This window comes from Endozoicomonas sp. ALB032, assembly GCF_049310125.1.
In the GTDB taxonomy this organism is placed as follows: domain Bacteria; phylum Pseudomonadota; class Gammaproteobacteria; order Pseudomonadales; family Endozoicomonadaceae; genus Endozoicomonas_A.
Map to the genome: position 1 here is coordinate 2279298 of NZ_JBLYNW010000001.1, position 22978 is coordinate 2302275.

The window sequence follows — 22978 nt, forward strand, 5'->3', positions numbered from 1 at the left end:
AAAAATCAACTTTGTCCTGAATCCCTCTCTGCAAATCAGTGAGTGTAGTTTGCAAGTGTTTCCAGCAACCTTCTCTGGGCATTCCTGCGACGATGGCCCCGTGATGGCTTGTTCTGCAGATACTGACCATCACTTTGTAGTTGCCAGCTAAGGGTATTATCTGACAGATACAGTTCCAGCTCTTTCTTCACTCGTGCAGCCAGCTTCGGCTCTTCAATGGGAAAGCAGGTCTCAACACGCATATCCAGATTACGAACCATACCATCAGCACTGGAGCAGTAGACTCTGAATTTCCCATCGTTCTCAAAGTAGAAAACCCGGGTGTGTTCAAGAAAACGGCCGACAATAGAGCGCACCTGAATATTTTCTGACAATCCGGCAATACCGGGCCTCAGGCAGCAAATACCCCGAATGATCAGGTGAATCTCGACACCGGCCTGTGAAGCCCGGAAAAGAGCCTTTATCAAATGGCTTTCAGTCAGTGAGTTTACCTTGATGATCACACGAGCCGGTTTACCTTCTCTGGCATTAACGGCTTCCTGATTGATCAGTTCGATCAGGCTTTTCTTGAGTGTGAAGGGCGCATGGAAAAGCTTACGCACGCGCACCGCTTTACCCATCCCCGTCAGCTGTTGAAAGATTTTGCGCACATCGTTGGTGATATCCTTGTCGCAGGTCAGCAAGCTATAGTCGGTATAGAGTCGTGCGTTACCCGCGTGATAGTTTCCGGTACCCAGGTGTGCGTAACGCTGAATCTTTTTTCCTTCCCGACGAACAATCAGAATCAGTTTGGCGTGGGTTTTGTAGGCAACCACTCCATACACGACAACCGCTCCGGCTTCCTGAAGTCTTCTTGCCAGTGCCAGATTTTCTTCTTCGTCAAAACGTGCCCGGATTTCCACGATAACCGTGACTTCTTTACCTTTCCTGGCCGCTTCCACAAGAGCATCGACCATCTCGGAGCGAGCTCCGGTACGATATAACGTCTGACGTATTGCCAGAACATTAGGATCAGTAGCCGCCTGGCGCAGCATATCTACAACCGGAGTGAAGGACTCGAAGGGATGATGCAGCAGAATATCGGACTTGCGAATGGCATCCAGCATATTAACAGACCGTGAGCTTCGGGCTTGCAACGCCTTGGGGTAACTGGGTGTAAAGCTGGGGAAGGTCATGTGCTCAAACTCGGGTGATGCCTCGTTGCATACCGACATCATTCGGATCAGGTTCACCGGACCATTGACCCGGTAGAGCTCATCCTCCGTCAGGCCAAATTCTTTCAGCAGGAAGTCAACCAGTGGCTCTGGGCAGTTATCGACCACTTCAAGGCGCACTGCCTCTCCGTAGCGGCGGGAGAGCAACTCACCCTGCAGGGCCTTGGCCAGATCTTCTACTTCGTCTTCAAGGTCCAGATCACTGTTTCGGGTCAATCGGAACTGGTAACACCCTTTGATGGTCATACCCGGGAACAGGTCCTGCATATGCAAGTGGATGATAGATGACAGAAAGACATAATTTCTACCGCCCTTGTCACAGACGTCATCGGGCAGTTCAACGACCCGAGGTAACGATCTTGGCGCAGGAATAACAGCCATACCCGTTTCACGGCCAAATGCGTCTTTGCCTTCCATTGCCACAATAAAACAGAGCAGTTTGTTGGCCAGTCTCGGGAAGGGGTGAGCCGGATCCAGTCCAATGGGACTGATGATGGGCATGACTTCGTTATAGAAGAAGCGCTTGATCCAGGCTTTCTGTTTGTCGTTCAGCTGATGACGCCGAATAAATCGAATGCCTTGCCTGGCCAGACGAGGCAGCAGTTTGTCGTTCAGGATTTCGTATTGAAGCTGAACATTTTGCTTGGCCTGATGGCTGATCTCTTTCAGCACCGCCTGAGGACCCAGGCCATCCAAACCCACTTGTTCACGGGCAAATTCTACCTGCTGCATCAGGCCGGCAACTCGGATTTCAAAAAACTCATCCATGTTTGAGCTATAAATCAACAGAAACCGCAGACGTTCAATCAGGGGGTGGTCGTCGTTCATCGCCTGCTCAAGCACACGGCGGTTGAACTGTAAATGGCTCAGCTCCCTGTTGATGTAGTAGTCCGGGTTGCTAAGGTCTGTAATACGAGGCGTTGGAGCAACAGGCTCCTGGCTCTCTTTTGTGCTGACTCCGGGTTCAGGGAGTTCCCGGTCTTTTGAATTATCCATGGGACCTCTTACAGCATCGGTAGTGGCAGTATACGAATACATGTATAAGCCGGACTGACAATGGGCTCTTGTTATAACGTAATTGTACGACGTTTTGATGACTGAGTTGAGTGCTAAGGCGTTATTGCCTGATCAGGCGAGCCGCTTCTCTGGCATAGTAGGTCAGAATGGCATCGGCTCCGGCTCGTTTGAAACAGAGCAGAGACTCCATCATGATGGCATTTCGGTCCAGCCAGCCGTTGGCAATGGCCGCCTGATGCATGGCGTACTCGCCACTGACCTGGTAAACAAAGGTGGGTGCCTTGAATTCATCCTTGGCTCTTCTGACAACATCCAGATAAGGCATACCGGGTTTAACCATAATCATGTCGGCTCCTTCATTGAGGTCAGCTGCGATCTCATGCAGAGCTTCATCAATATTGGCTACATCCATCTGGAAGTTATGCTTGTTGCTTTTGCCCAGATTGCCCGCAGAGCCGACAGCATCGCGAAATGGGCCGTAGTAGCTGGATGCGTATTTGGCAGAGTAGGCGAGAATCCGGGTGTTCAGGTGACCGGTCTCTTCGAGTCGGGTGCGAATGGCAGAAATTCGGCCATCCATCATGTCGGAGGGTGCGACAATATCAGCTCCTGCTTCGGCATGAGACAGAGCTTGTTTAACCAGGACATCAACGGTTGGGTCGTTTACGACATAACCTGATTCATCAATCAGACCGTCCAGTCCATGACTGGTGAATGGGTCCAGGGCCACATCAGTAATAATGCCCAGCTCCGGCAGTTTTTGTTTTAACTCACGAACGGCCCGCTGAACCAGGCCTTCCGGATTCCAGGCTTCGGCGGCATCATCAGACTTTTTCTCAGCCGGTGTGACTGGAAACAGGGCAATGGCCGGAATACCCAGCTCCAGAAGCTCTTCACCTTCACGAATCAGCTCATCGACCGTCATTCGTTCTATGCCCGGCATTGAAGGAATAGCTTCCCGGTGACGAGAGCCTTCAAGAATGAATACCGGGTAGATCAGATCATCCGCAGTGAGGCGGTTTTCTCTCATCAGACGGCGGGAAAAATCGTCAAAACGCATGCGTCTGGGACGGCTTGCCGGGAAGGGTCGCTGGATCATAATTACACTCTGAAGAGGGTGGTTAAAAGTATTTGTTTCGCTCGTCAACCCTGTTCGTTATGAGGGGATAGAGCGAAATGTCCGGTTCATGACGTGTGAAACCTTATGGGTGTAGCTAACGTATAGTCTGACAGGCATTATACGAAAAAGATGCGTTATGCGCTTTCCCGACAGGATGTTGCAACCGTTCCGCAGGAAGATTCCTTGTATGAATAAAAGTAAAATCATTCTACTGGTGGCTGTTATGGCAGCCATTACTGCATTTTTTGCACTGGATGCACAACAATATCTGACTCGTGATTATTTTCAGTCGCTTTACAGCGATAATCCTGCACTTACCATTGCCGTATTCTTTGCCATTTATGTGGCTGTAACGGCGCTTTCGCTTCCGGGCGCTGTTATTCTTACTCTGGTTGGTGGTGCTATTTTCGGGTTTACGACGGGCCTGATAGTGATCTCTTTTGCCAGCACGATAGGGGCCACCCTGGCTTTCCTCATTTCCAGAACGCTGTTGCGGGAATGGGTCCAGGGTAAGTTTGGCCAATATCTGGCAACCATTAATAAGGGTATTGAGAAAGACGGTCTGTTTTATCTTCTGACCTTGAGATTGATTCCTGCAGTTCCTTTCTTTGTGATTAACCTGGTTATGGGGCTGACGCCCATGAAAGCCAGAACGTTTTACTGGATCAGTCAGCTTGGCATGCTGCCGGGAACGGCTGTGTATGTGAATGCCGGTGCTCAGCTGGGACAGGTTCAGGAATTATCCGTCAGTGGTATTTTAACACCGGGGCTTATTGGTTCCTTTGTATTATTGGGGATTTTCCCATGGCTGGCACGTAAAGCTATCAGCCTGATCAAAAAGCCTTCAATCAGTGAAGAAAATAAGGAGGAGTAAGCATGTTGGGTCATTCCGGTGTTTACAAGGGCTTCAGAAAACCCCGCAGGTTCGATAATAACCTGACTGTGATAGGAGCGGGTTCTGCCGGACTGGTAAGCAGCTACATTGCAGCGGCCGTGAAAGCCAGAGTCACTTTGATTGAAAAGCATAGAATGGGTGGCGATTGTCTTAATACCGGCTGTGTTCCCAGCAAGGCTTTGATTCGATCTGCCAAGATGGCCCATTACATGAAGCGAGCCGACGAATTTGGCCTGGAGAATGTGCAGGCTGATGTCAATTTCACCGCTGTAATGGAACGAGTGCAATCGGTCATTAAGCAGGTTGAGCCCCATGATTCGGTCGAACGTTATACCGGTCTGGGCGTAAACTGCGTTACGGGTGAAGCCAGGCTGGTCAGTCCCTGGGAAATTGAGGTGGACGGTCAGCGGATTTCCAGCCGAAATATTATTATCGCCAGTGGCGGCAGACCCTTTGTGCCGCCTTTGCCCGGTGTTGATCAGATTACCCATTACACATCAGATACTCTCTGGGATATTCGTGAAAAACCACAAAAGCTGCTGGTCGTCGGCGGCGGACCGATCGGTTGTGAATTGACTCAGGCTTTTACCCGACTGGGTGTCAATGTGACTCTGCTCGATCATGGTCCCCGCCTGCTGCACCGGGAAGATCCGGATGTTTCTTTGGAGGTGATGTCCCAGTTTCGCAAAGACGGGGTTGATCTTAAGCTGAAGCACGGAACCCGATCCTTTCACAAAGACGGTGATAAACAATGGCTGGTAGCTGAGCATGAAGGCCAAACCGTTGACATTGATTTCGATGCTGTCCTGTTTGCCACAGGTCGCAAAGCCAACACCGGCAGCCTGGGGCTGGAAGCGCTCGGGCTAGAAACCACAGAGCGTGGAACCATTGCTGTGAACGAATATTTGCAGACACGATTCCCGAATATCTACGCCTGCGGTGATGTGGCGGGACCTTATCAATTCACACATGCAGCAGCGCACCAGGCCTGGTATGCCTCTGTGAACGCACTCTTCGGACGCTTCAGGAAGTTCAAAGTGGATTACTCGGTCATGCCCTGGTGTACGTTTACTGATCCGGAAGTGGCCAGAGTAGGCCTTAATGAAACGGAAGCCAAAGAACAGGGAGTTCCCTACGAAATCACCCGCTACGGTATTGATGATCTGGACAGGGCTATTGCCGATGAGGAAGCCAGAGGGTTTATCAAGGTTCTTACCAGGCCGGGCAGTGACAAGATTCTGGGGTGCACTATCGTGGGTTACCATGCCGGTGAACTGATCACCGAATACATCACCGCCATGAAACACGGTCTGGGAATGAACAAGATTCTTGGCACTATTCACATTTACCCTACGCTCAGCGAATCCAACAAGTTTGCTGCAGGTGAGTGGAAACGGGCCCATGCGCCGGAAGGTTTGTTGAAGTGGGTCAAGAAGTATCATGACTGGATGAGACGCTGACTCAGATCCTGGCTGCTAGCAGCCTGTCGGATTTAAGACTGTCCTACTGCGGTTGCGATAAATTGGTCTAAAAATTCCTGCTCCCTCGTCAAATAGCTCGCTATTCTCCTCGGAATCAGAAATTTTTATCCTCAATTTCTCGCAATCCTCGCTACGGACGCTCAATTCCGACAGGCTGCTAGATTAAAAATAAAGGGTCTCTTCTCCGAGGCCTGTTTACAAAATGATCAGGAACCCGATGTCTCAATCCAGCATTTCACAGGCAGGGATATCCCCAACCCTCCCCAAAACTTCAGGAACGGACTCAGCGCCTCTCATCCGGCAAGAAGCTGAAAATCCTGCTCGTCTTAGTCGTGACTCTATCATCGGGGTTGATCTGAGTGTCAGTCTGAATAATGGCAGCCTTGAGCCTTCCGGACTGTCTGGCAAAAGCCTGTCAGAATTCGATATTCAGGCGGCTTCGCCCGATGATGTGAAGAAGAAATTGCCTTCAGGACCTTCCCGCGAAGAGCAACTTTTATCCAAAGTCAGTAATGTTCGGGAAAAAATTTCTTGGGAAGGCTCGAAAGCAAGACCCAAAGTCGACAGAAGCAGCAAAGATGCCCTGACAGCGGCTCTGAAAGAGGCCAATGAATCATTGAAAGAAGCCAGGAAACTTAAGTCCGAGGCTCACAGTCTGGCCAGACAGGGAGTACTGGAGGAGAACTTGCTGGAATTAGGACTGGGCGGTAAGAGAATGACCGGGGCTGAAAGTGAGGCATTTTACGCAGCCCGGGAGTCTGACCAGTTGGTGAGTACACGAAAGCACGAAGTGAAGGATCTGGAGCGGGCACAGAAGGATCTGAAAGCAGAGCAAAAGAAGGCTGCAAAGGCTGGTAAGAAAGCGCGTCAGGCGCTTGAAAGATTGCAAAAAGAGTTACTATCCCTGGGGAAGTCGGTACCTAAAATTCGCAGTAAGGTGATAGCAGCCAAAGATCAGTCCAGCAAAAGATTGGGAGAAGCGCTCAAGTCTTTGCAAAGGGCTCAGAAGAAAGCGAACGCTCTGACGGTCCATGGCGAGAAGTTACTGGCCAAAGCCGATGAAAAGCAGGTTAAGCATGGCATTGATGCAGAGGCCGTAAAAACCTTGATCAAGCAACACATTTCGGACGCCAGGGCTGAAGCAAAACAGTTGCAGCTCGAAGTGGCCTTGTTAAAAGAAAAAGTGAAGTCAGCGCGAGAATCCGAAAAAGCAAAGAAGCAAGAGCAAAGAGAAATCGATAGAAGTCTCAGGCAACAGAAGAAAGCAGAAAAACAGGCTTCCCGGAAGAAAACCGGACCGCCTGAGAAAACGCAAAGTCGAGAAGAGCCGCTAAAGAAACATGAAGCATCAAAAGTTGCAGAGCCAATAATTGGAGAGCAGAAGCCAGCGATTACCAGAACACTGTCCGACAAGGTCAGTTTCAAGTCGTCAGAACAACCTCCTTTGAAGCCTTCCGGAACCCAGATGAGAGCTTTTCTCAAAGGTATAACGCCTCACAAAGCAATGAGTATCCAGGCATTGGAGAAGTCCATGGATAACCTGCGCAACCCCAGTGATTATCGACAGGTGTTGGCCGATATTTTGGCTTCAGGACTGGTTTTTGGTGAAAAAGTCAGGCTCAGGTCCAATCTCAGCGCTTGCCTGTTGGGAGCCATGAAAGATCCCGAAAAATTCAAGCTCTTTAATAGGGAGTTTATTGAACATATTATGTTTGGCGATAGTATGGATGAAATCCAGCAGCAATATCCTGTGTCAATGAAAAAAGACCTGGAAAGAATTGATAAAGAAGCAGCGAGGAAATAACAGCATTCATGGAATCTGAACATCTTCAGCAGCTCCAGCAGCGGGTAAGTGATGCAGAAGCCTTTGAAACTTCTATTTTGAGAAATCTTGAAGAAACCCGGCACCGGGTTGGAGAGTGCTCCGAAAAACTGACCCGGCTTAATGGGCAGATGGCGTTGCTGGAGGCCAGTCATGAAGCCGATGAAGAACTGGCGAAGAAAATGGATGTGCTCAAATCCCAGCGGGATGACGCCGAGGCAGCCTATCGTGAACAGACTGCCCAGGAGTCAAGATTAAAGAAAATGGGCCTGGACGCCATCAGCCATCTCAAGGTGGCCAGAAATGAGCTGAAAATAGCCCAGCTCAAGTCCGGCTCCTGAAGATACCATTACAACTCTGCTGGTGGCTTTTTGTCAGGTTGATCGGGTTGAGAGGGTTGATCGGGTTGAGCAGATTGAAGGTCGTCCCGAAACAGTACATTAGTTATGTTAACAGCGGCGTCATTGCAGTCCCAGGTCCATGCCACGCTGTCATTGAGCTGCACTTTTGCTTCCATAGCCGCCCCCTTGGTAAACCTGAACTCTCTGATTACCCAACCCGGCTTGTTGCCGGTGTCTGACGTGATTATGAGGTCTTCAGAGCGCACCAGGTAGGTAGGATTTGGCATGTCATCAAAGGTTACTCTCACAAGGTGAGAGTTATTGAGGCTGATACCCACATCCTTGATACTACCCGGATGATTAAAAACACTTTGTGCTGGATTTTTCATTTCTGCCTGACTGTTGGGATCAACTCGCATTATACATTTGCCGAGATCAACGTTTCCATTCAAGCCAATGCCCTCATTAAAAATAGCTTCTACGTGTTTCGTTGCATCGTCTGCGAAATCCCCATGGCTGAGAGGAGTGAAGCCGATGAACAGGCCTGACAAAGCAACAAGGGAAGCCCTGCGACATAAGCCGTCTGGTTGTAGCAGATTCATAATAGATATTCTCAATGAAAATGAAAATGAAAATGAAAATAGAGATGCTGAGGTGTTGCGAAAGCAACAAAAAAAATTATAGGCAGTGTTCAGGTATCTTCCCATTGATTTGATAGCTCGATCCATTATGAAAGAGCCGTTATTTATTTATAAAAATAATTTATCCTTAATTTGCTTAAAACGCCCCCATCGAACTGGGGGTCTTGATGAGCAATCAGAAAGATGACCTGATCAGATTGATTAATCTTCAGACAGTTTCAGGCTGTGGTTTTTTTCCTGGGAATCCCCAGTCGTTGTCGTCTCTCCCAAAGTGTTTTACGACTAATGCCGAGTTTCTGAGCCAGCTCGGTTTCGGTCATTTGATTCTGGTGTTCAAGCACGAAGCGTTGGAAGTAATCTTCCAGTGACAAACCATCCTGAGTCTCAACCACGTTGTTATTGTCAGTATTGCCGATGTCAGTCCTGAAGAAAGTCGATTTGACGTGAACATCCAGATCCAGAGTTTCAGGCGTAATGATGTCATCGTCACAGAGAATGACAGCCCGCTCAATGGCATGTTCCAGCTCTCGCACATTCCCCGGCCACTGATGTTGACAGATAGCTGCCATGGCTTCAGGAGAGTAAGAATACACTTCCAGCTCCATCTTGCTGCAGACTTTTTCCAGCAGCTTCTCTGCAAGCATCAGGACATCGTTGCCTCGCTCACGCAGAGCCGGAATTCTCAGTTCTACCACTTTCAATCGATAATAGAGATCTTCACGGAAGTCACCACTTGCAGAGAGCTGGCGCAGATTTCTGTGGGTAGCAGCAATCAGTCGTACATCGACTTTCTGGGATTGCACGGAGCCCACTCTTCTGATTTCTCCTTCTTGCAGAACCCGAAGCAATCGAGCCTGGGCCTCCAGGGGAAGTTCACCGATTTCATCAAGGAAAAGGGTGCCGGTATTGGCTGCTTCAATCAGGCCCGTCCGGGCAGCAGTGGCTCCGGTAAAGGAACCCTTCTCGTGACCAAATAGTTCTGATTCAATGAGGGTCTCCGGAATGGCCGCACAATTAACCGAGATCATTGGGCCATTGGCACGGCGGCTGTTCTCATGGAGGGCTCTGGCGACCAGTTCTTTACCCGTACCTGACTCACCCTGAATCAGAACAGTGGCATCGGTCGGGGCAACTTTTCGGATGCGTTTGAAGAGCAGCTTCATGGCGTCACAATGCCCCAGAATACCGCTGTATCCTGTATGTGTGTCACTAAGCACGTCTTCAGTTGATCTGTCAGGTAAAGCCGGTTTGTTTGCCATAATAGCGGCAACACGTTCCAGCATTTCAGAGTGATCAAAGGGTTTGGCAATATAGTCAACAGCGCCCATTTTCATGGTGTTCACGGCTGAGTTCAAGCTGGCATAACTGGTCATAATCAGGACCGGTACGTCCTCAGCAAGGTTGATCATCTCGGTACCGGGTGAGTCAGGCAGGCGCAAATCACTGATGATCAGGTCAAAGTCTTTTAATCTGTAGGACAACTCAGCTTCGTGGACAGAACCCGCTTCGCTGACGCTGTAGTCGTTTCTTTCCAACAATCTTCTCAGGGAGGCACGAATAATCTCTTCGTCCTCAACAATGAGAATATTACCCGGGTTCATACGGTTTCCCCCTCCTGCTCCCATGAATCATGGGGCCGATAAGTCATATAACCATGCTGCTGCCTGATGCTCTGCGGCTCATGACGCGGCAGGGAAATTTCAAAACGTGTACCTTTATCCAGATTTTTATCGGTTGGGCTGATGACTCTGATGGTACCAAAGTGCTCTTCAATGATATTCCAGGTCAGTGCCAGACCGAGGCCGGTACCTTTACCCGTCTCTTTGGTGGTGAAGAAGGGTTCAAACAGACGCTCCTGAATGCTGGCAGGAATGCCATGACCCTGGTCTTCGACGTCGACTTTGATGGTATGGTCAGAGGCCGATGTTCTTATAGTGATTGTGCTGTTCTCATCGGAAGCATCCACAGCATTATTCAGCAGGTTGATGAAAACCTGTTGCAGTTTTTGTGGGTCACCCGCCACCCTGTGATCTGGATCACATAAGTTAAGAAAGCTGATATTGCTGCTCTTTCGTCCAAGTTGCAACAGGCTGATAGACTCCTGAACGCTGGTAAAAAGATCGACGGGTTCATGAGTGCTCGTTTCTGATCGATTCTTACCGTTATGGGAGTAGCTCATGAGCATTTGCACAATTCTGGAAACTCTTTTGGTTTGTTCCAGTACCTGACCCGCCACTTGCCGGGTATCGTCTTCTTCTGAAAGGGCTTTCAGCTCTTGGGCCAGACAATCAATAGCCGTGACCGGGTTGCCAATCTCGTGGGCAACACCGGCCGCCAGCTGTCCAATGGAAGCCAGTCGTTCACTATGAAACAGTTGATCTTCCAGCATCTGGTTTTCAGTATGATCTTCCAGCAGCATCACTTTGTTGCCACTGACACCGGATAATGGTGCTTCAAGGTTAGCCTTATGAAGATTGAAATAACGCAACTGCCCATTAATTTCTACACCATGTTTAGGAAGGTGGTGACTGTCTATCCGGGCAAAGTTGCCGAGAATCTTATTCCAGGGCTCTGGAATCTGGTTCATAGGGCTGCCCAGGACATCCGAGGCGGGAATATCGGTCATATGACTCATAGCCTGGTTCCAGAGCATAATCTCTCCTGCCGCATCCACGGAGCAAAGAGCCATGGGAAGATTATTCAGAGTGTCCCGATGATATCGCCTCAGATCGTCAAGCTCTCCGGCCAGTCCGCTCAATTGGCTGTGATAGGCCTCCAGTCGGGATTCCATGAAATGAATATCCCGGGTAACGTAACCCTTGTTTTCATCCCAGGGCAAGAAAGTGTCAACGATATCGTGGGCCACAGTCGGTCCCATCAGGCCCGAAAGGTTTTTCTCGATCCGCTCCCTTAGCCGACGAAGCGCATGGGGGCGATTTTCCTCTTCGCTAATGTTGAGATCGCTGAGTGCTCTGGATACTTCCTTTTGGGCTACCAGTTCCCCCAGAGGTTTGCTCAGCATTTCATGGAAATCATGGGCGGACTTGGCTTCAGGTACTTTCTGCTCGTTTCGGCTATCGCTTTCCACCAGACAGGCACTGGCGGCTGAACGCTCTTCGGGGGACATACGGGTAAACTTCGAGACCAGATAGATAAGTACTGCATTGACCGACAAGGCAGTCATACCCAACAGATGCCACTGTTGGTAAAGATAGGTCGAAACTTCATTCATGGTCGAACTGAAGAGGCTGAAATCGACCATCTGGGGCAACATCATAGTGAAGAACCAGAAGGTGGTACCGCCGATCAGGCCGACAATAAATCCTTTATGATTGGCTTTGGGCCAATAGAGTACGCAGAGCGCTCCCGGCAGAAGTTGCAGGGCGCCTACGTAGGCAATAACCCCCAGATTATAGAGTGCGCGCTCGGCTTCGAGCATGCGATAGAAGCCGTAGGAACTGACAATCAGTGCCACAATAATGCATCGCTTGAACCAGATCAGCCAGCGATAGATGTTCACCTCAATCTGAAGGCGAGGCGGGTGATAGGGTAACACTATATGGTTCATGATCATTGAAGACAGGGCCAGTATTGTGACAATCGTCAAGCCACTGGCAGCCGCCAGCCCTCCTATGTAGGCGACAATGGTTAGCCATGGCATATCCAGAGCCTGACCAATGAACAGCGTGAAGTAGTCAGCCGCTACCGGGCTGTCCAGCTTGATACCGGCCCAGAGAATCAGCAGTGTGGGCAGACTCAGTATCAGCAGAAAAAGGGGAAGTGCCCAACTGGCAATATGAAGAGAACGCTGGCTACGATTCTCGGCAAAAGTCATATGGAACATATGTGGCATGACAATCGCTGAAGCAAAAAACATCAGCAGCATGCTGCGCCAGGGACCGTCCTCAAGCGGTGTTTGCATTTCTATCAGTGAATCCTGATGGACAGCAAGCCAGACTTCCACGCCATCAAGACCATGAAAAACTTCAAACAAAATTACCAGGCCCAGGGTTGCCATAACCACCAGTTTGACCACTGACTCAACCGCTATTGCCATGACCAGACCCTGATGTCTGTCACGGGTTGAGGGATTACGAGTCCCGAACAGAGCCGCAAACAGGGCTACCATGACACAGAAAACGATGGCCAGTCGTTCCGGAGAGTACTCCTTGCTGATCAGGTGAATACTGTCGGATACCGCCTGAATTTGCAGTGATAGCAGAGGCATGGTTGCGGTCAGCATCAATACAGTGGCCAGGGTTCCGGCGACAGGGCTACGGAACCGGAACGCAAAAAGGTCTGCCAGTGAGCTGAGCTGGTAAGTTCGGGTAATCTTAAGAATCGGATGGAGCAAAACCGGAGACAGCAGGAAAGCACCACTCACACCCAGATAGAAAGCAAGAAAAACATAACCATGCTCATTCGCGAAACCCAGACTGCCGAAGTAGGCCCAGCTGGAGGCGTAGACACCCAGAGACAGCACATAGACAGCAGGGTGGCGGGTGATTTTTTCGGGAATCAGACCTTTCTCGGTCGCCCAGGCACAAAAGAATAAGGCCAGCAAATAGGCGACACTGACCAGCAGGAGTTCTTCGAGCTCAAAACTCATCGGACTTCCCTCTCGGCTGGAGCAGGAAGCCTGCCAGAATCACGAAAAACCAGAGAATCCAGGGTTGGTACCAGCTATCGCCAGTCGTAATCCACCATCCCATGATGGCGGGAGAGAAAAGGTAGATACTGATAACCAGAAGCAAAACCAGACGATAGATGTACATGAAACTTCAGTACGAGCTTTAAATCGGACTGTCCATGTTAACCAGTGTTGAGATAAACCGCAAAAGAGGGTGAATTTATCTCGGGAGGTGCTGAAGTTTGTATTAATATGTAACGACAAACTAATACAGGAGCTTGTTAATGGGCAGAAATACATCTGTGACACTTGGGCATCACTTTGAGCAGTTTGTGGCTGCAAAAATCAAGGAAGGCCGTTATCAGTCGGTCAGTGAAGTGGTCAGGGCAGGATTGCGGAAGTTAGAAGAGGATGAAGTAAAACTTGAGGCTCTCAGAAAAGAGTTGGAAGAGGGAGAAAATAGCCAGGTTGCAGAAGACTTCAGTACGGATGGTTTATTGGCTGAACTGCACAGGAAACATTTGTGAGTAGTAAATATAAAATTCGTAAAAAAGCTCTGATGGATCTTGAGAAAATCTGGCTTTATACATTCAATCATTGGGGTGTGGAACAAGCCGACGACTGCGTACGCTTGATAACGGATAAATTTGAATGGTTGGCTGAAAATCCCAAGGCGGGTCAACCAAGGCATGAGATCAAATCAGGATATCTAAGCGCTCTAGCGGGATCTCATCTTATTTTTTATAAATTGACCCGTCATCAGCCAGACATTGTAAGTGTCATACATCAAAAAGCAGACATTTCAAGTAGAGTTGGAAGCCCGAAAGAAAAGTTTCTACCCTGAGGAAATGTCTACATCAAACACCCGGTGGATCGTAGGTCACCCAGTAAACCATATTGCCCGGGCAGTCGTCGCCCAGTACGTCGCTCATTAGTTCGTTGGCTTTCAGGTCAGCCATTTTCCTGATCCAGTCAGTGTCGTCCAGTTTTTCTTCCAGAAACCAGCTGGGCAGGGCGTTGATGTGCTTATCGTAATAAGCCAGAGGGAATTTGAGGTCTCTTGGCAGGCGAGAGCGTTTGATACTCAACGCGGCATCGCAACGAACCACCAGACTCTCTGCCACCTGTCTTCTTTTGCTGAGGTAGTTTCCTGCTTCCCTGCGATACTTATCTTCGTAAGGGCCCATCAGCTCTTCATAGCGGTCCTCCAGGCAGTGATCGTAAGCCCGGCTGACATCGTCGTTCTGGTAGCCCATAATCTTGCAGGCTTCTTTCACCCGTTCACGAAACTCACGGCTGATCTGCAAATACCAGGGAGCGTGAGGACCAAGGATGTTCTGTGCTTCCTGGTTAGCAACGAAAAACAGGTTTTCATCCGGGGTAAAGCAGAGTGCAGCATCCTGTGCGGTGACCACCTCAATTTTCGAAAGATCCGGCTCTTTGCCAACAGCCTTTTCGCGTTCAAAACGAGCTTTTTGACAGAACTCAGAGTCGGTAACATCGAATGTAGCTCCCGGGACGGGCTCGATTTCCTGAGAGGTAAACGCCAGAGAATGGGGGATAACAAGCAATGTGGCAGCAGGCAGCCAACGACGTACAATTTTTTTAATAACGGTGTTGATGACGGACATATCCACTCCTTAGACACATCTTTCTCGACAAGGTTAATAGTCTATGTATACCACTCCCGATCTTCAGGATAAAGTCGCCAGTGGCACAATAGGCTGTTTTGCGACCTTTTCTATCTGCCAGTGCGCTATACCCCACTGCAGAATCTCGGAAACACTGCTGCCATCCAGTTCGGCATCCGGATTTTGTCCCAATGCCCTCAGCGCTTTAATTAACTGTTGTTCAGGTCGATCAAGAGGAATCCCGGGAGCATGGTTCTGCTTGCTGAGCTTGTCGCCGTTTGCAAGGGTGATAACAGGAACGTGAGCATAAACAGGCGCAGCAGTGTTAAGCAGAGACAACAGATGGATCTGCCAGGGCGTGGCATTGAGAAGATCATGACCCCTGACGATGTGTGTGATTCCCTGGTAAGCGTCGTCTGCACAGACGGCCAGTTGATAGGCAAAGAGACCATCCTTGCGTTGAATGATAAAGTCACCCAGATCTGGCAGCGCATATTCGATCGATCCCTGAATCTGATCCTGAAACGCAATGATTGTGTCAGGGCATCTGACCCTCAGGGAGTGTGGGGATTTTGTGTTGACTGTTTTGTCTCGACAGATACCCGGATAGACGCCTCCTGTTCCATGAAGATCTTTGCGTGTACAGGTGCAGGGGTATACGAAACCTCTGAGCTTCAGGTCACTGATGATGTCCTGGTACGCCTCGTAACGCTCGCTTTGGTAGAGCACCTGGTCATCCCAGAGCAAGCCATAGACTTCCAGCGACTTCAGAATCTGATGGGCTGCGCCAGGTTGTTCTCTGGGAGGATCAATATCTTCCATGCGGACCCGCCAGATTCCGTTTTGCGAGCGGGCATCAAGAAAACTGGCCAGCGCGGCGACCAGTGAGCCAAAGTGTAGTGGACCGGAAGGAGAAGGTGCGAAGCGGCCAATGTAGTTTGACTTTTCTTGACTGAGAGCAGGTTTTTTTGCTGTCGGCATGTTCAGGCTCATCAGACCATAAGCAGATGAAAGGGAGTATTGTCGATGCTTCGGCAATACAGTTTGATAAACGCAAAAACAGCAAAGCCGCGATATGATTCGCGGCTTTGTGTGAAGTCAGCAATGACCGGGTATTATTGACCCAGCTGCTTCTCCTTGATTTCAGCCAGGGTTTTGCAATCGATGCAAAGAGTGGCTGTAGGTCGAGCTTCCAGACGGCGCACACCAATCTCGACACCGCAAGAGTCGCAGAAACCGTAATCTTCTTCCTCAATACGAGTCAGAGTTTTATCGATTTTTCTGATCAGTTTGCGCTCGCGATCCCGGGTGCGTAGCTCCAGGCTGAACTCTTCTTCCTGACTGGCACGGTCAGCCGGGTCAGGGAAGTTAGCTGCTTCATCCTGCATATGGTTTACGGTGCGATCCACTTCTTCCATCAACTCCTGCTTCCATTGCCTTAGGATGTTGGTGAAATGTTCGACCTGCTTTTCATTCATGTATTCTTCGCCTTCTTTCTCCACATACGGAGTGAAAGAGCGAAGCAAATTACCTTGATCGGCTTTTTTCTGTGCTGACATGATTACAGCCTCATCACCTTCTCATTAAGTAGCTCGACATACTTCTTGCCAAGCTTTCCATCCGAACGCCGGATAAGACCGGCTTCCTTGAAAGCTGAGGTCAACACTACGGGTTGCCAGAATCAGCTGCTAAATCTGGCCCCTATGCCTCTTGCCTTCCTCACAGAAGCGATGAAACTACCAAAACCTATGGCAATGCGCCATAAAAAAATGCTTCTGCCGCTGTCGACAAGTGATCATCCACATATTACATAGTAATCACAAAATACTGTCGGAGGAAACCGTCAACTGAGTATCATAGAATTCAGATTTAGAATATTAACGTCCGATTTAATAAAATATTGATATGAAATTTGAAAAAAATCTTCAGTCAGCCCGCCTGCTTCGTCGCTATAAACGGTTCATGGCAGATGTTGAGCTGGAGGATGGCAGTAGCATTACCCTTCACTGTCCGAATACCGGTTCCATGAAAAATTGTCTCTATCCGGGTAAACAGGTCTGGTATCTCGATTCCGGCAATCCCAAACGGAAATATCCCTGCACCTGGGAGTTGGCCGAGATCCCCGTTATGTTCGGATCAGAGGAGAAAAACACCCTGGCCGGATTGAATACCGGCAGAGCCAACAAACTGGTGGCAGAAGCGCTGAACCTGAAACAGATTTCCGGGCTGACAGAATACGATAAGGTTCGCAGAGAGGTACCTTACGGTGAAGAAAAAAGCCGTATCGACTTTTTGCTGCAGCAAGAAGGTTTGCCAGATTGTTATGTTGAAGTGAAAAGTGTCACTCTGGCAGTGGGTGATGGTCTGGGCTTGTTTCCTGATGCTGTCACCACACGAGGGACAAAGCATCTCAGGGAGTTGATGGCCGTGGTTGAGTCAGGCTATAGGGCGGTGCTGCTGTTTTGTGTTCAACACACGGGAATTGAACGTGTCGCTCCGGCTCATGATATTGACCCGGAATACGGTCGGGCCATTAAAGAAGCTGCAGCAGCAGGGGTTGAAATTATGGCTCTGGGCGCTGATATATCGACGCAGGAAATTACTCTGACCCGGACATTGCCCGTTTTTGATATTCAATAATCGGCTGATTCAACAACCATTGATAAGTCGCCTGCCCTGATTTCCAGATCCAGTGGCTATATTTCATTCCTCTTTTTGCATGATGGTTCGTGTAGCCTGCGAAATTACGTCTATTTTTAAGGGCGTGACATCATTACGTTATGGAACCTTTTAATGCTCAGAACCGCAGTAGTCGGGACGGGATATCTGGGAAAGTTTCACGCCCATAAGTACGCCATGTTACCTGGATCTCAGCTGGTCGGGGTGGCAGACATTGATGAAGACAGTGGTCGTCTTGTTGCCAGAGACTGTGCTACAGAGTTCTTCGCTGATTACCAACAACTGTTAGATAAGGTGGATGCTGTCAGTATTGCGGTACCTACGTTGCTTCATCATAAGATTTCCAGGGATTTTCTCAGGGCTGGTGTGCATGTACTGGTCGAAAAGCCCATAACCTCCAGCCTGAATGAGGCCCATGAGCTGGTTCAGATAGCCAGACACCAGAAGCTGGTTCTGCAGGTAGGTTGCCTGGAGCGCTTTAACGAAGCACTTTCCGGGGTAGGCCCGCTGTTGAACAGACCCCGCTTTATTGAGTCCCACCGGCTGGCCGGATTCAAGCCACGTTCCATGGATATCAATGTGGTTATGGATCTTATGATCCATGACCTGGATATTATTCTCAGCATGGTCAACCAACCACTGGTGGATGTCGCTGCCAACGGTACCGCTGTTCTGTCTGACTCGGTGGATATTGCCCAGGCACGGCTGACATTCAGCGGTGGCTGCGTAGCCAATGTGACCGCAAGCCGGATCAGTCAGAAAGCCAAGCGAAAAATGCACATCTTTCAGGAGAAGTCGTGCATTTGTATCGACTTTCAGTCTCTGAATCTGTCGCACTTTTACAAAGGCAAAGGTGAGATGTTTCCCGGCATTCCAAATATTGAGTGTGATGCACTGAATTATAAAGACAGCGACTCCCTGCGCAGGGAAATAGAAGATTTCCTAAACTGTGTTCGTCACTCAAAAGCACCCAGGGTCAGCGGTGAAGATGGCCAGCGTGCCCTGGAGTTAGCTACCCGGATTTCCGACATCATTGAAGGAGGCATCCAGTGAGCTCGGAACCACTGATCCCGATGGTGGATACACTCGCCTGGCACAAGCCTGTTCAGCAGGAACTCAGGTCGGCGGCCACACGGGTACTCGACTCAGGTCGTTTTCTGATGGGAGAGGAGGTGATGGCTTTTGAGCAGGAAGTCGGAACCTTTCTCCAGGCTAATCATACAGTCAGCTGCGCTAATGGCACCGATGCCCTGGTGCTTGCACTCTCAGCAGCGGGTCTGGGGCCTGGTGACGAAGTCATCACGACGCCCTTTACTTTTTTTGCCACCGCTGAGGCCATCGTTCGGGTGGGAGCAACACCAGTGTTTGCGGATATAGAACCAGAGACGTTTAATATTGATCCGCTTCGGGTAAAGGAAGCGATTACTGAACACACTCGTGCAGTGCTGGTGGTTCATCTGTTTGGTTTGCCTGCCCGTATTCAGGAAATTCAGAGGCTCTGTGAGGAGCGATCTCTGCTGCTGATTGAGGATTGCGCCCAGTCTTTTGGTGCTTCAGTCAACGGCAGAATGATGGGAACCTGGGGTGACCTTGGTTGTTTCAGTTTTTTCCCCAGCAAGAACCTCGGTGGTTTTGGTGATGGCGGTCTAATCACCGCAAAGACGGAGTCTGTGGCGGAGCAGCTTAAGCTATTGAGAAACCACGGCAGTAGCGCCCAATACCGACATGAACGCATGGGTTTCAACAGTCGACTGGATGAAATGCAGGCGGCGCTGCTCAGGGTCAAGCTAAAGCATATTGCACGTTATAACGAAGAGCGAAAAAAAATAGCAGAAGACTACCGCTCCTGTCTGCAGGGGATGGATGTTCTGTTGCCGACAGGACAGGAGCATGTTTACCACCAGTTTACGGTATTGACCGATCAGCGAGATCAACTGAGGGAGCATCTGGCCAGCCAGGGCGTTGCATCAGCCCTGTATTATCCGATGCCACTGCATCAGCAGCCGGTGTTTGAGGGTTTGCCAATGACACAGGATCTTTTTGTTGCCGAGCAGGTGTCCCGGCATTGTCTTTCCCTGCCTGTTTTTCCGGGGATGACGGAGACACAAGTGAATCGGGTCGCTGAGTCGGTTTCCCGTTTCTTCTCGGATGACAGTGCAGAATTTGCGTACTGGTTCGCCGGAGTCGCACCCTGAATAACTGGCACTGTGCGGTATTGGTAATGGCCCTTTTTTCCTCTCAAGTGGTCCATTCAGCCCCGTTTTATGATCAGCTTGAGGCGGTTCAGCTGGACGATGCCCACTTTGATGCTCAGGGGCGAGTGGTGATGATCGGCAATATTGATCGCAAGGTTGTCTGTCTTCGCCCTATGCGAAAAGGGTTGCCAGAGATTAGTGCCGAGAGTCTGGGTGAACAGTTAAGAGTCCATTTATACGGTCATGGAGGCAGTGGCTGGACGCTTCTCTGGGGGAGTGTCGACAAGGCTATGGCCCTGTTTGAGAAGAAGGCCAGAGAGCATAAATTCAACGACCAGGTCCCCATTACGGTCATTGGCGCGGGCTGTATGGGAAAAGCCTTGGCTTTATCACTCCATCATGCAGGCTACCGGAGCATTCGTATTGTCGCCGAGCAAGACAACCGTATTGCTTCTCTGAACTCAACCGGCTATCTGGCCATGGTGTCTCTGGCAACAGAAAATGAAACAGAGAAAAAAGAGGCTGAACAGCTGGCCATTGAGACGCTCAAGGGTTACCAAAGGGTAGACAGCGGAACCCATCCCATCATCAATGAAGGGGTTCATCTTATTGATGTTTACAGTGGTCTGGGCAAAGAAGACGAGGAAGGTCCCCTGGAAACTTATACCGGTATTGAGCCCTTTGCCGAGGCAGGATTGTTACCCAAACCAGAGAAAGGCGTGGTTGAGTTTTCGACCGGTGTGAGTTACCCGATGCAAAAATTCCGGACTTACTTTATGGATACTGCTGTCATTATGGCAGCCTTTGATCGTGAACTCAGAACCAGAAAGATTCCCGTGATCCATAAGACAGTGGACAGTCTGGATGATATTAAAACCGATGTTGTTTTTAACTGTTCCGGGCTCGGGGCCGGCAAACTGAATCACGATGACAGGGTCTACCCAAACATGGGATTGTTGCTGGATCTGGCTCATCAACCCCTGAAAAAGCTCGACTACATTATTTACACTCGCTACCAGCCGCCGGGAGCACCGAAACGAACCAGCCCTGCGGATAAAGCGGACATCTATTTTATGCCCAGAGGGGGAGGGTTACTGGGAGCCACTTTTGTCGACCACAATGACGGCTCGGATAAGGCTCTGAATGAAGCCTTATTTACAAAAATACTAAGGGAAAACAAGCAGTTTTTTGGCTATCCAATTAATCCTCATTGAGACGCTGAGCAGGTATCAAAGAACGGACCGATGAACCCAGCCGAAGTCAAAAAAACAGCAGCGCCAAAGAGGCATAATGACCAACTATGGGGCTGCCGATGGCTACAGCAAAACCAGCCAAAGAATTGGCAACCGTTCCGAGTCCGGAAATTCCTCCAAACGGTAAACCCAACTCTCAACTTTGTTACCTGAACAATTACCGGAGAGATGAACGCACAGCAGCCAGCCTGCCGGCACTGAGGGCCATATTCGTGAGTAATCCGGAGGCAACGTCGGCCCCATCCCTGGCTCTGAAAACAGAAGGAATGGCGCTGTCAAACAGGTCGTCGTCTGATGAACTGGACGAAGAGCTATCATCAGAATCGGACTGAACAGCGGTCCTCCTTGGCTGAGACTGAACAGGATTGCAAGAGCCATAACTATTTCCTGTGTCTGATGAAGACACTGTCAATAGTCGCTCCTGAGACGGTTGCAGCGCATTGGAAAGGGTGTCCATCCTGATAGAGTTGGTGATCTCTCGCTCCCGAATATCAGTGCCCCTGAAGTCATTGCCAGTAACACAAAGGCAGCTAATACCAGCGCCAACAATAGCGCCAACAGGACCGCCGAGGTAGGCACCTACGGGCTTGAAACCGGCTACACAATAACAACCCAGAGCTGAGAAAGCACCACTCAACAAGGTAGCGCCGCCAACCGGTAAAACCCATTTTGAAACAACGCCATCCGGACACTTAAAAGTAGAATCCGATGCTCTGTCAGCCGTCAGTTGTGGCTGTTTTATCACCGGTGGGAACGCAGAATTTGCTCCATTCATATTTCTTTTCTCCTCAGAAAATAAGTTATTTACACCCCGGGATTTTCCATTGCATTAATGCTGACTGTACCCGGTGGATTAAATTCTGAGACTGAATCATGCTGCAAAAGTTCCTCCGGAGTTGCGCCGGGAGTAGCGCTTCTACGGATAGATCTTTAAGTTAAGAGATAAGGAAGGATCACACCCGCATTTGGCTGATAACGAACAGCAGCTCCTATCCGGGGACAGCCAGCAGCAGTTGGCTGGGACCGAACAGGACCGGTACTGCCAGAACTATTGCCTGCGGCCAATGAAGTCAATGCCGATGGTAGCCCCTGACACTGTTGCTGCTCAGCGGTGAGGGTGTTCGTCATCGTAGATCCTGTGATTGCTCGTTCCTTAAGCCCGGTGCGGCTGGGGGATTTGCATGCAACATAAGTGCCAACAGCGGCTCCGGCAACAGTGCCAGTAGCAAGACAGCAGACAACAGAAGCACCAACGGCAGCGCTGGCTGAGCTGAAATAGGCACCTACGGGGTTGCAGCAGGCTATAACAGCACCAAACAGAGTACCGCCAACGGCACCGAGCAGGGAACAGCCGCCAACCGGTACAACACGATTTGAAACAACGCCATCCGGACACTTACAGTTATTATCCGGTGCTATCTGAGCCGTCGTTTGCGGCTGTGTTATCACCGGTGGGAACGTAGAATCTGATGCATTCATATTTCTTCTCTCCTTAGAAAATAAGTTGTTTACACCCCAGGATTTACCACTGTGTTAATGCTGGCTGTAATCACTGGCATTAAATATTTAGATCGAATCATGCCGCAAAAGTTCCTCCAGAATTGCCACAATTCAGGCTAAAGGCTCTTGTAAGGGCTAACGGGGATGTTACTAAGAAGCCTTCGCAAGAAGGGTAAAGCCCACTAATGGCGAAGTAATGAATTTGCTGGGCTGGAAAAACTTCGAGGTCTTAAAGGGCAAACTTGAGCTTTAATGTCCGTTGCCTGTGCAAGTATTAAGGTTAATGTGAACTTTAAGACCTTCCGGCGTGGTGGGCTTGTCGGGAATGCTCAACCCTTCCACCGGTTGCAGTACCTGAGTGATATAGTCCGACGATGCTGGCAGCTCCAGGTTCTGCCCCTGACTGCCCGCCAGACCCAACTGCACCAGATCACGGCGCAAGACAACGGCATCACCGGCGGCCCCGGTGCGACCCAATAGCCGGTTCAGGATTTCCCGAACGTAGCGGTCAACACTGCTGGGTAGTGCAGGGAAGCTCATAATTCGTTAGTCCTTTATT

22 protein-coding genes are annotated in these 22978 nt (G+C 49.8%); 10 read left to right on the forward strand and 12 right to left on the reverse strand.

Features of this window, described 5'->3' with window-relative positions; all coding sequences use genetic code 11:
• Window positions 1-35: 35 nt before the first annotated feature.
• Complete coding sequence (ppk1, locus tag ACO6VG_RS08205) at window positions 36-2210, reverse strand: polyphosphate kinase 1 (protein ID WP_422136480.1); 2175 nt, start codon at window positions 2208-2210, stop codon at window positions 36-38.
• A 121-nt stretch (window positions 2211-2331) separates the two neighbouring features.
• Window positions 2332-3330, reverse strand: coding sequence for a porphobilinogen synthase (gene hemB, locus ACO6VG_RS08210; RefSeq protein WP_422136481.1), 999 nt, complete (start codon window positions 3328-3330; stop codon window positions 2332-2334).
• 208 nt (window positions 3331-3538) lie between these two features.
• Here hemB and ACO6VG_RS08215 point away from each other — a divergent pair, with 208 nt between their 5' ends.
• The 4 genes from ACO6VG_RS08215 (at window position 3539) to ACO6VG_RS08230 (ending at window position 7890) form a co-directional block, all read left to right on the forward strand.
• Window positions 3539-4225 carry a TVP38/TMEM64 family protein gene (locus ACO6VG_RS08215; protein ID WP_422473446.1) on the forward strand — a complete coding sequence of 229 codons (687 nt, stop codon included), beginning with the start codon at window positions 3539-3541 and terminating at the stop codon, window positions 4223-4225.
• Between the two features lie 2 nt (window positions 4226-4227).
• The gene (locus ACO6VG_RS08220) at window positions 4228-5706 is read left to right on the forward strand and encodes a dihydrolipoyl dehydrogenase family protein (RefSeq protein WP_422473449.1); all 1479 of its coding nucleotides are present in this window, start codon (window positions 4228-4230) and stop codon (window positions 5704-5706) included.
• 238 nt (window positions 5707-5944) lie between these two features.
• Window positions 5945-7531, forward strand: a complete 1587-nt coding sequence (locus ACO6VG_RS08225) for a hypothetical protein (protein ID WP_422136484.1) — start codon at window positions 5945-5947, stop codon at window positions 7529-7531.
• Window positions 7532-7539: 8 nt separating this feature from the next.
• Window positions 7540-7890 (forward strand): hypothetical protein, encoded by a 351-nt coding sequence (locus ACO6VG_RS08230; protein ID WP_422136485.1) that lies wholly within the window; start codon window positions 7540-7542, stop codon window positions 7888-7890.
• An 8-nt stretch (window positions 7891-7898) separates the two neighbouring features.
• Here ACO6VG_RS08230 and ACO6VG_RS08235 read toward each other — a convergent pair whose 3' ends face one another.
• The 4 genes from ACO6VG_RS08235 to ACO6VG_RS08250 all read right to left on the reverse strand — a co-directional run bounded on the left by ACO6VG_RS08235 (window position 7899) and on the right by ACO6VG_RS08250 (window position 13306).
• Entirely contained in the window at window positions 7899-8492 is a 594-nt protein-coding gene (locus ACO6VG_RS08235) for a hypothetical protein (RefSeq protein WP_422136486.1), read from the reverse strand.
• A gap of 257 nt (window positions 8493-8749) precedes the next feature.
• Window positions 8750-10132 carry a sigma-54-dependent transcriptional regulator gene (locus ACO6VG_RS08240; protein ID WP_422136487.1) on the reverse strand — a complete coding sequence of 461 codons (1383 nt, stop codon included), beginning with the start codon at window positions 10130-10132 and terminating at the stop codon, window positions 8750-8752.
• The gene (locus tag ACO6VG_RS08245; protein ID WP_422473452.1) at window positions 10129-13140 is read right to left on the reverse strand and encodes an ATP-binding protein; all 3012 of its coding nucleotides are present in this window, start codon (window positions 13138-13140) and stop codon (window positions 10129-10131) included. Before ACO6VG_RS08245 ends, ACO6VG_RS08240 begins: the two co-directional genes overlap by 4 nt.
• Window positions 13130-13306 (reverse strand): hypothetical protein, encoded by a 177-nt coding sequence (locus ACO6VG_RS08250; RefSeq protein ID WP_317143910.1) that lies wholly within the window; start codon window positions 13304-13306, stop codon window positions 13130-13132. The genes ACO6VG_RS08245 and ACO6VG_RS08250 overlap by 11 nt, the downstream gene beginning before the upstream one ends.
• A gap of 139 nt (window positions 13307-13445) precedes the next feature.
• Here ACO6VG_RS08250 and ACO6VG_RS08255 point away from each other — a divergent pair, with 139 nt between their 5' ends.
• Window positions 13446-13688, forward strand: a complete 243-nt coding sequence (locus tag ACO6VG_RS08255; RefSeq protein ID WP_422136489.1) for a type II toxin-antitoxin system ParD family antitoxin — start codon at window positions 13446-13448, stop codon at window positions 13686-13688.
• Complete coding sequence (locus ACO6VG_RS08260) at window positions 13685-14005, forward strand: type II toxin-antitoxin system RelE/ParE family toxin (protein WP_422473454.1); 321 nt, start codon at window positions 13685-13687, stop codon at window positions 14003-14005. Before ACO6VG_RS08255 ends, ACO6VG_RS08260 begins: the two co-directional genes overlap by 4 nt.
• A 13-nt stretch (window positions 14006-14018) precedes the next feature.
• Here ACO6VG_RS08260 and ACO6VG_RS08265 read toward each other — a convergent pair whose 3' ends face one another.
• From ACO6VG_RS08265 to dksA, 3 genes are all read right to left on the reverse strand, one after another.
• Window positions 14019-14792 (reverse strand): hypothetical protein, encoded by a 774-nt coding sequence (locus tag ACO6VG_RS08265; protein WP_422136491.1) that lies wholly within the window; start codon window positions 14790-14792, stop codon window positions 14019-14021.
• 63 nt (window positions 14793-14855) lie between these two features.
• Window positions 14856-15773, reverse strand: a complete 918-nt coding sequence (gluQRS, locus tag ACO6VG_RS08270; protein WP_422473456.1) for a tRNA glutamyl-Q(34) synthetase GluQRS — start codon at window positions 15771-15773, stop codon at window positions 14856-14858.
• A gap of 134 nt (window positions 15774-15907) precedes the next feature.
• Window positions 15908-16351, reverse strand: a complete 444-nt coding sequence (dksA, locus tag ACO6VG_RS08275; RefSeq protein ID WP_422136493.1) for an RNA polymerase-binding protein DksA — start codon at window positions 16349-16351, stop codon at window positions 15908-15910.
• A gap of 346 nt (window positions 16352-16697) precedes the next feature.
• Here dksA and sfsA point away from each other — a divergent pair, with 346 nt between their 5' ends.
• From sfsA to ACO6VG_RS08295, 4 genes are all read left to right on the forward strand, one after another.
• Entirely contained in the window at window positions 16698-17432 is a 735-nt protein-coding gene (gene sfsA, locus ACO6VG_RS08280) for a DNA/RNA nuclease SfsA (RefSeq protein ID WP_422139644.1), read from the forward strand.
• 153 nt (window positions 17433-17585) lie between these two features.
• A complete protein-coding gene (locus ACO6VG_RS08285) occupies window positions 17586-18524 on the forward strand; it encodes a Gfo/Idh/MocA family protein (RefSeq protein ID WP_422136495.1) in 939 nt (312 codons plus the stop codon).
• A complete protein-coding gene (locus ACO6VG_RS08290) occupies window positions 18521-19666 on the forward strand; it encodes a DegT/DnrJ/EryC1/StrS family aminotransferase (protein WP_422136496.1) in 1146 nt (381 codons plus the stop codon). The genes ACO6VG_RS08285 and ACO6VG_RS08290 overlap by 4 nt, the downstream gene beginning before the upstream one ends.
• A 26-nt stretch (window positions 19667-19692) precedes the next feature.
• Entirely contained in the window at window positions 19693-20880 is a 1188-nt protein-coding gene (locus ACO6VG_RS08295) for an FAD-dependent oxidoreductase (protein ID WP_422136497.1), read from the forward strand.
• 196 nt (window positions 20881-21076) lie between these two features.
• On the opposite strand, the gene ACO6VG_RS08300 is transcribed toward ACO6VG_RS08295, so the two are convergent.
• The 3 genes from ACO6VG_RS08300 to ACO6VG_RS08310 form a co-directional block, all read right to left on the reverse strand.
• The gene (locus ACO6VG_RS08300) at window positions 21077-21694 is read right to left on the reverse strand and encodes a hypothetical protein (RefSeq protein WP_422473458.1); all 618 of its coding nucleotides are present in this window, start codon (window positions 21692-21694) and stop codon (window positions 21077-21079) included.
• 155 nt (window positions 21695-21849) lie between these two features.
• Window positions 21850-22398, reverse strand: a complete 549-nt coding sequence (locus ACO6VG_RS08305; protein WP_422412161.1) for a hypothetical protein — start codon at window positions 22396-22398, stop codon at window positions 21850-21852.
• Between the two features lie 270 nt (window positions 22399-22668).
• Window positions 22669-22959, reverse strand: coding sequence for a hypothetical protein (locus ACO6VG_RS08310; protein ID WP_422136500.1), 291 nt, complete (start codon window positions 22957-22959; stop codon window positions 22669-22671).
• Between the last annotated feature and the right edge of the window lie 19 nt (window positions 22960-22978).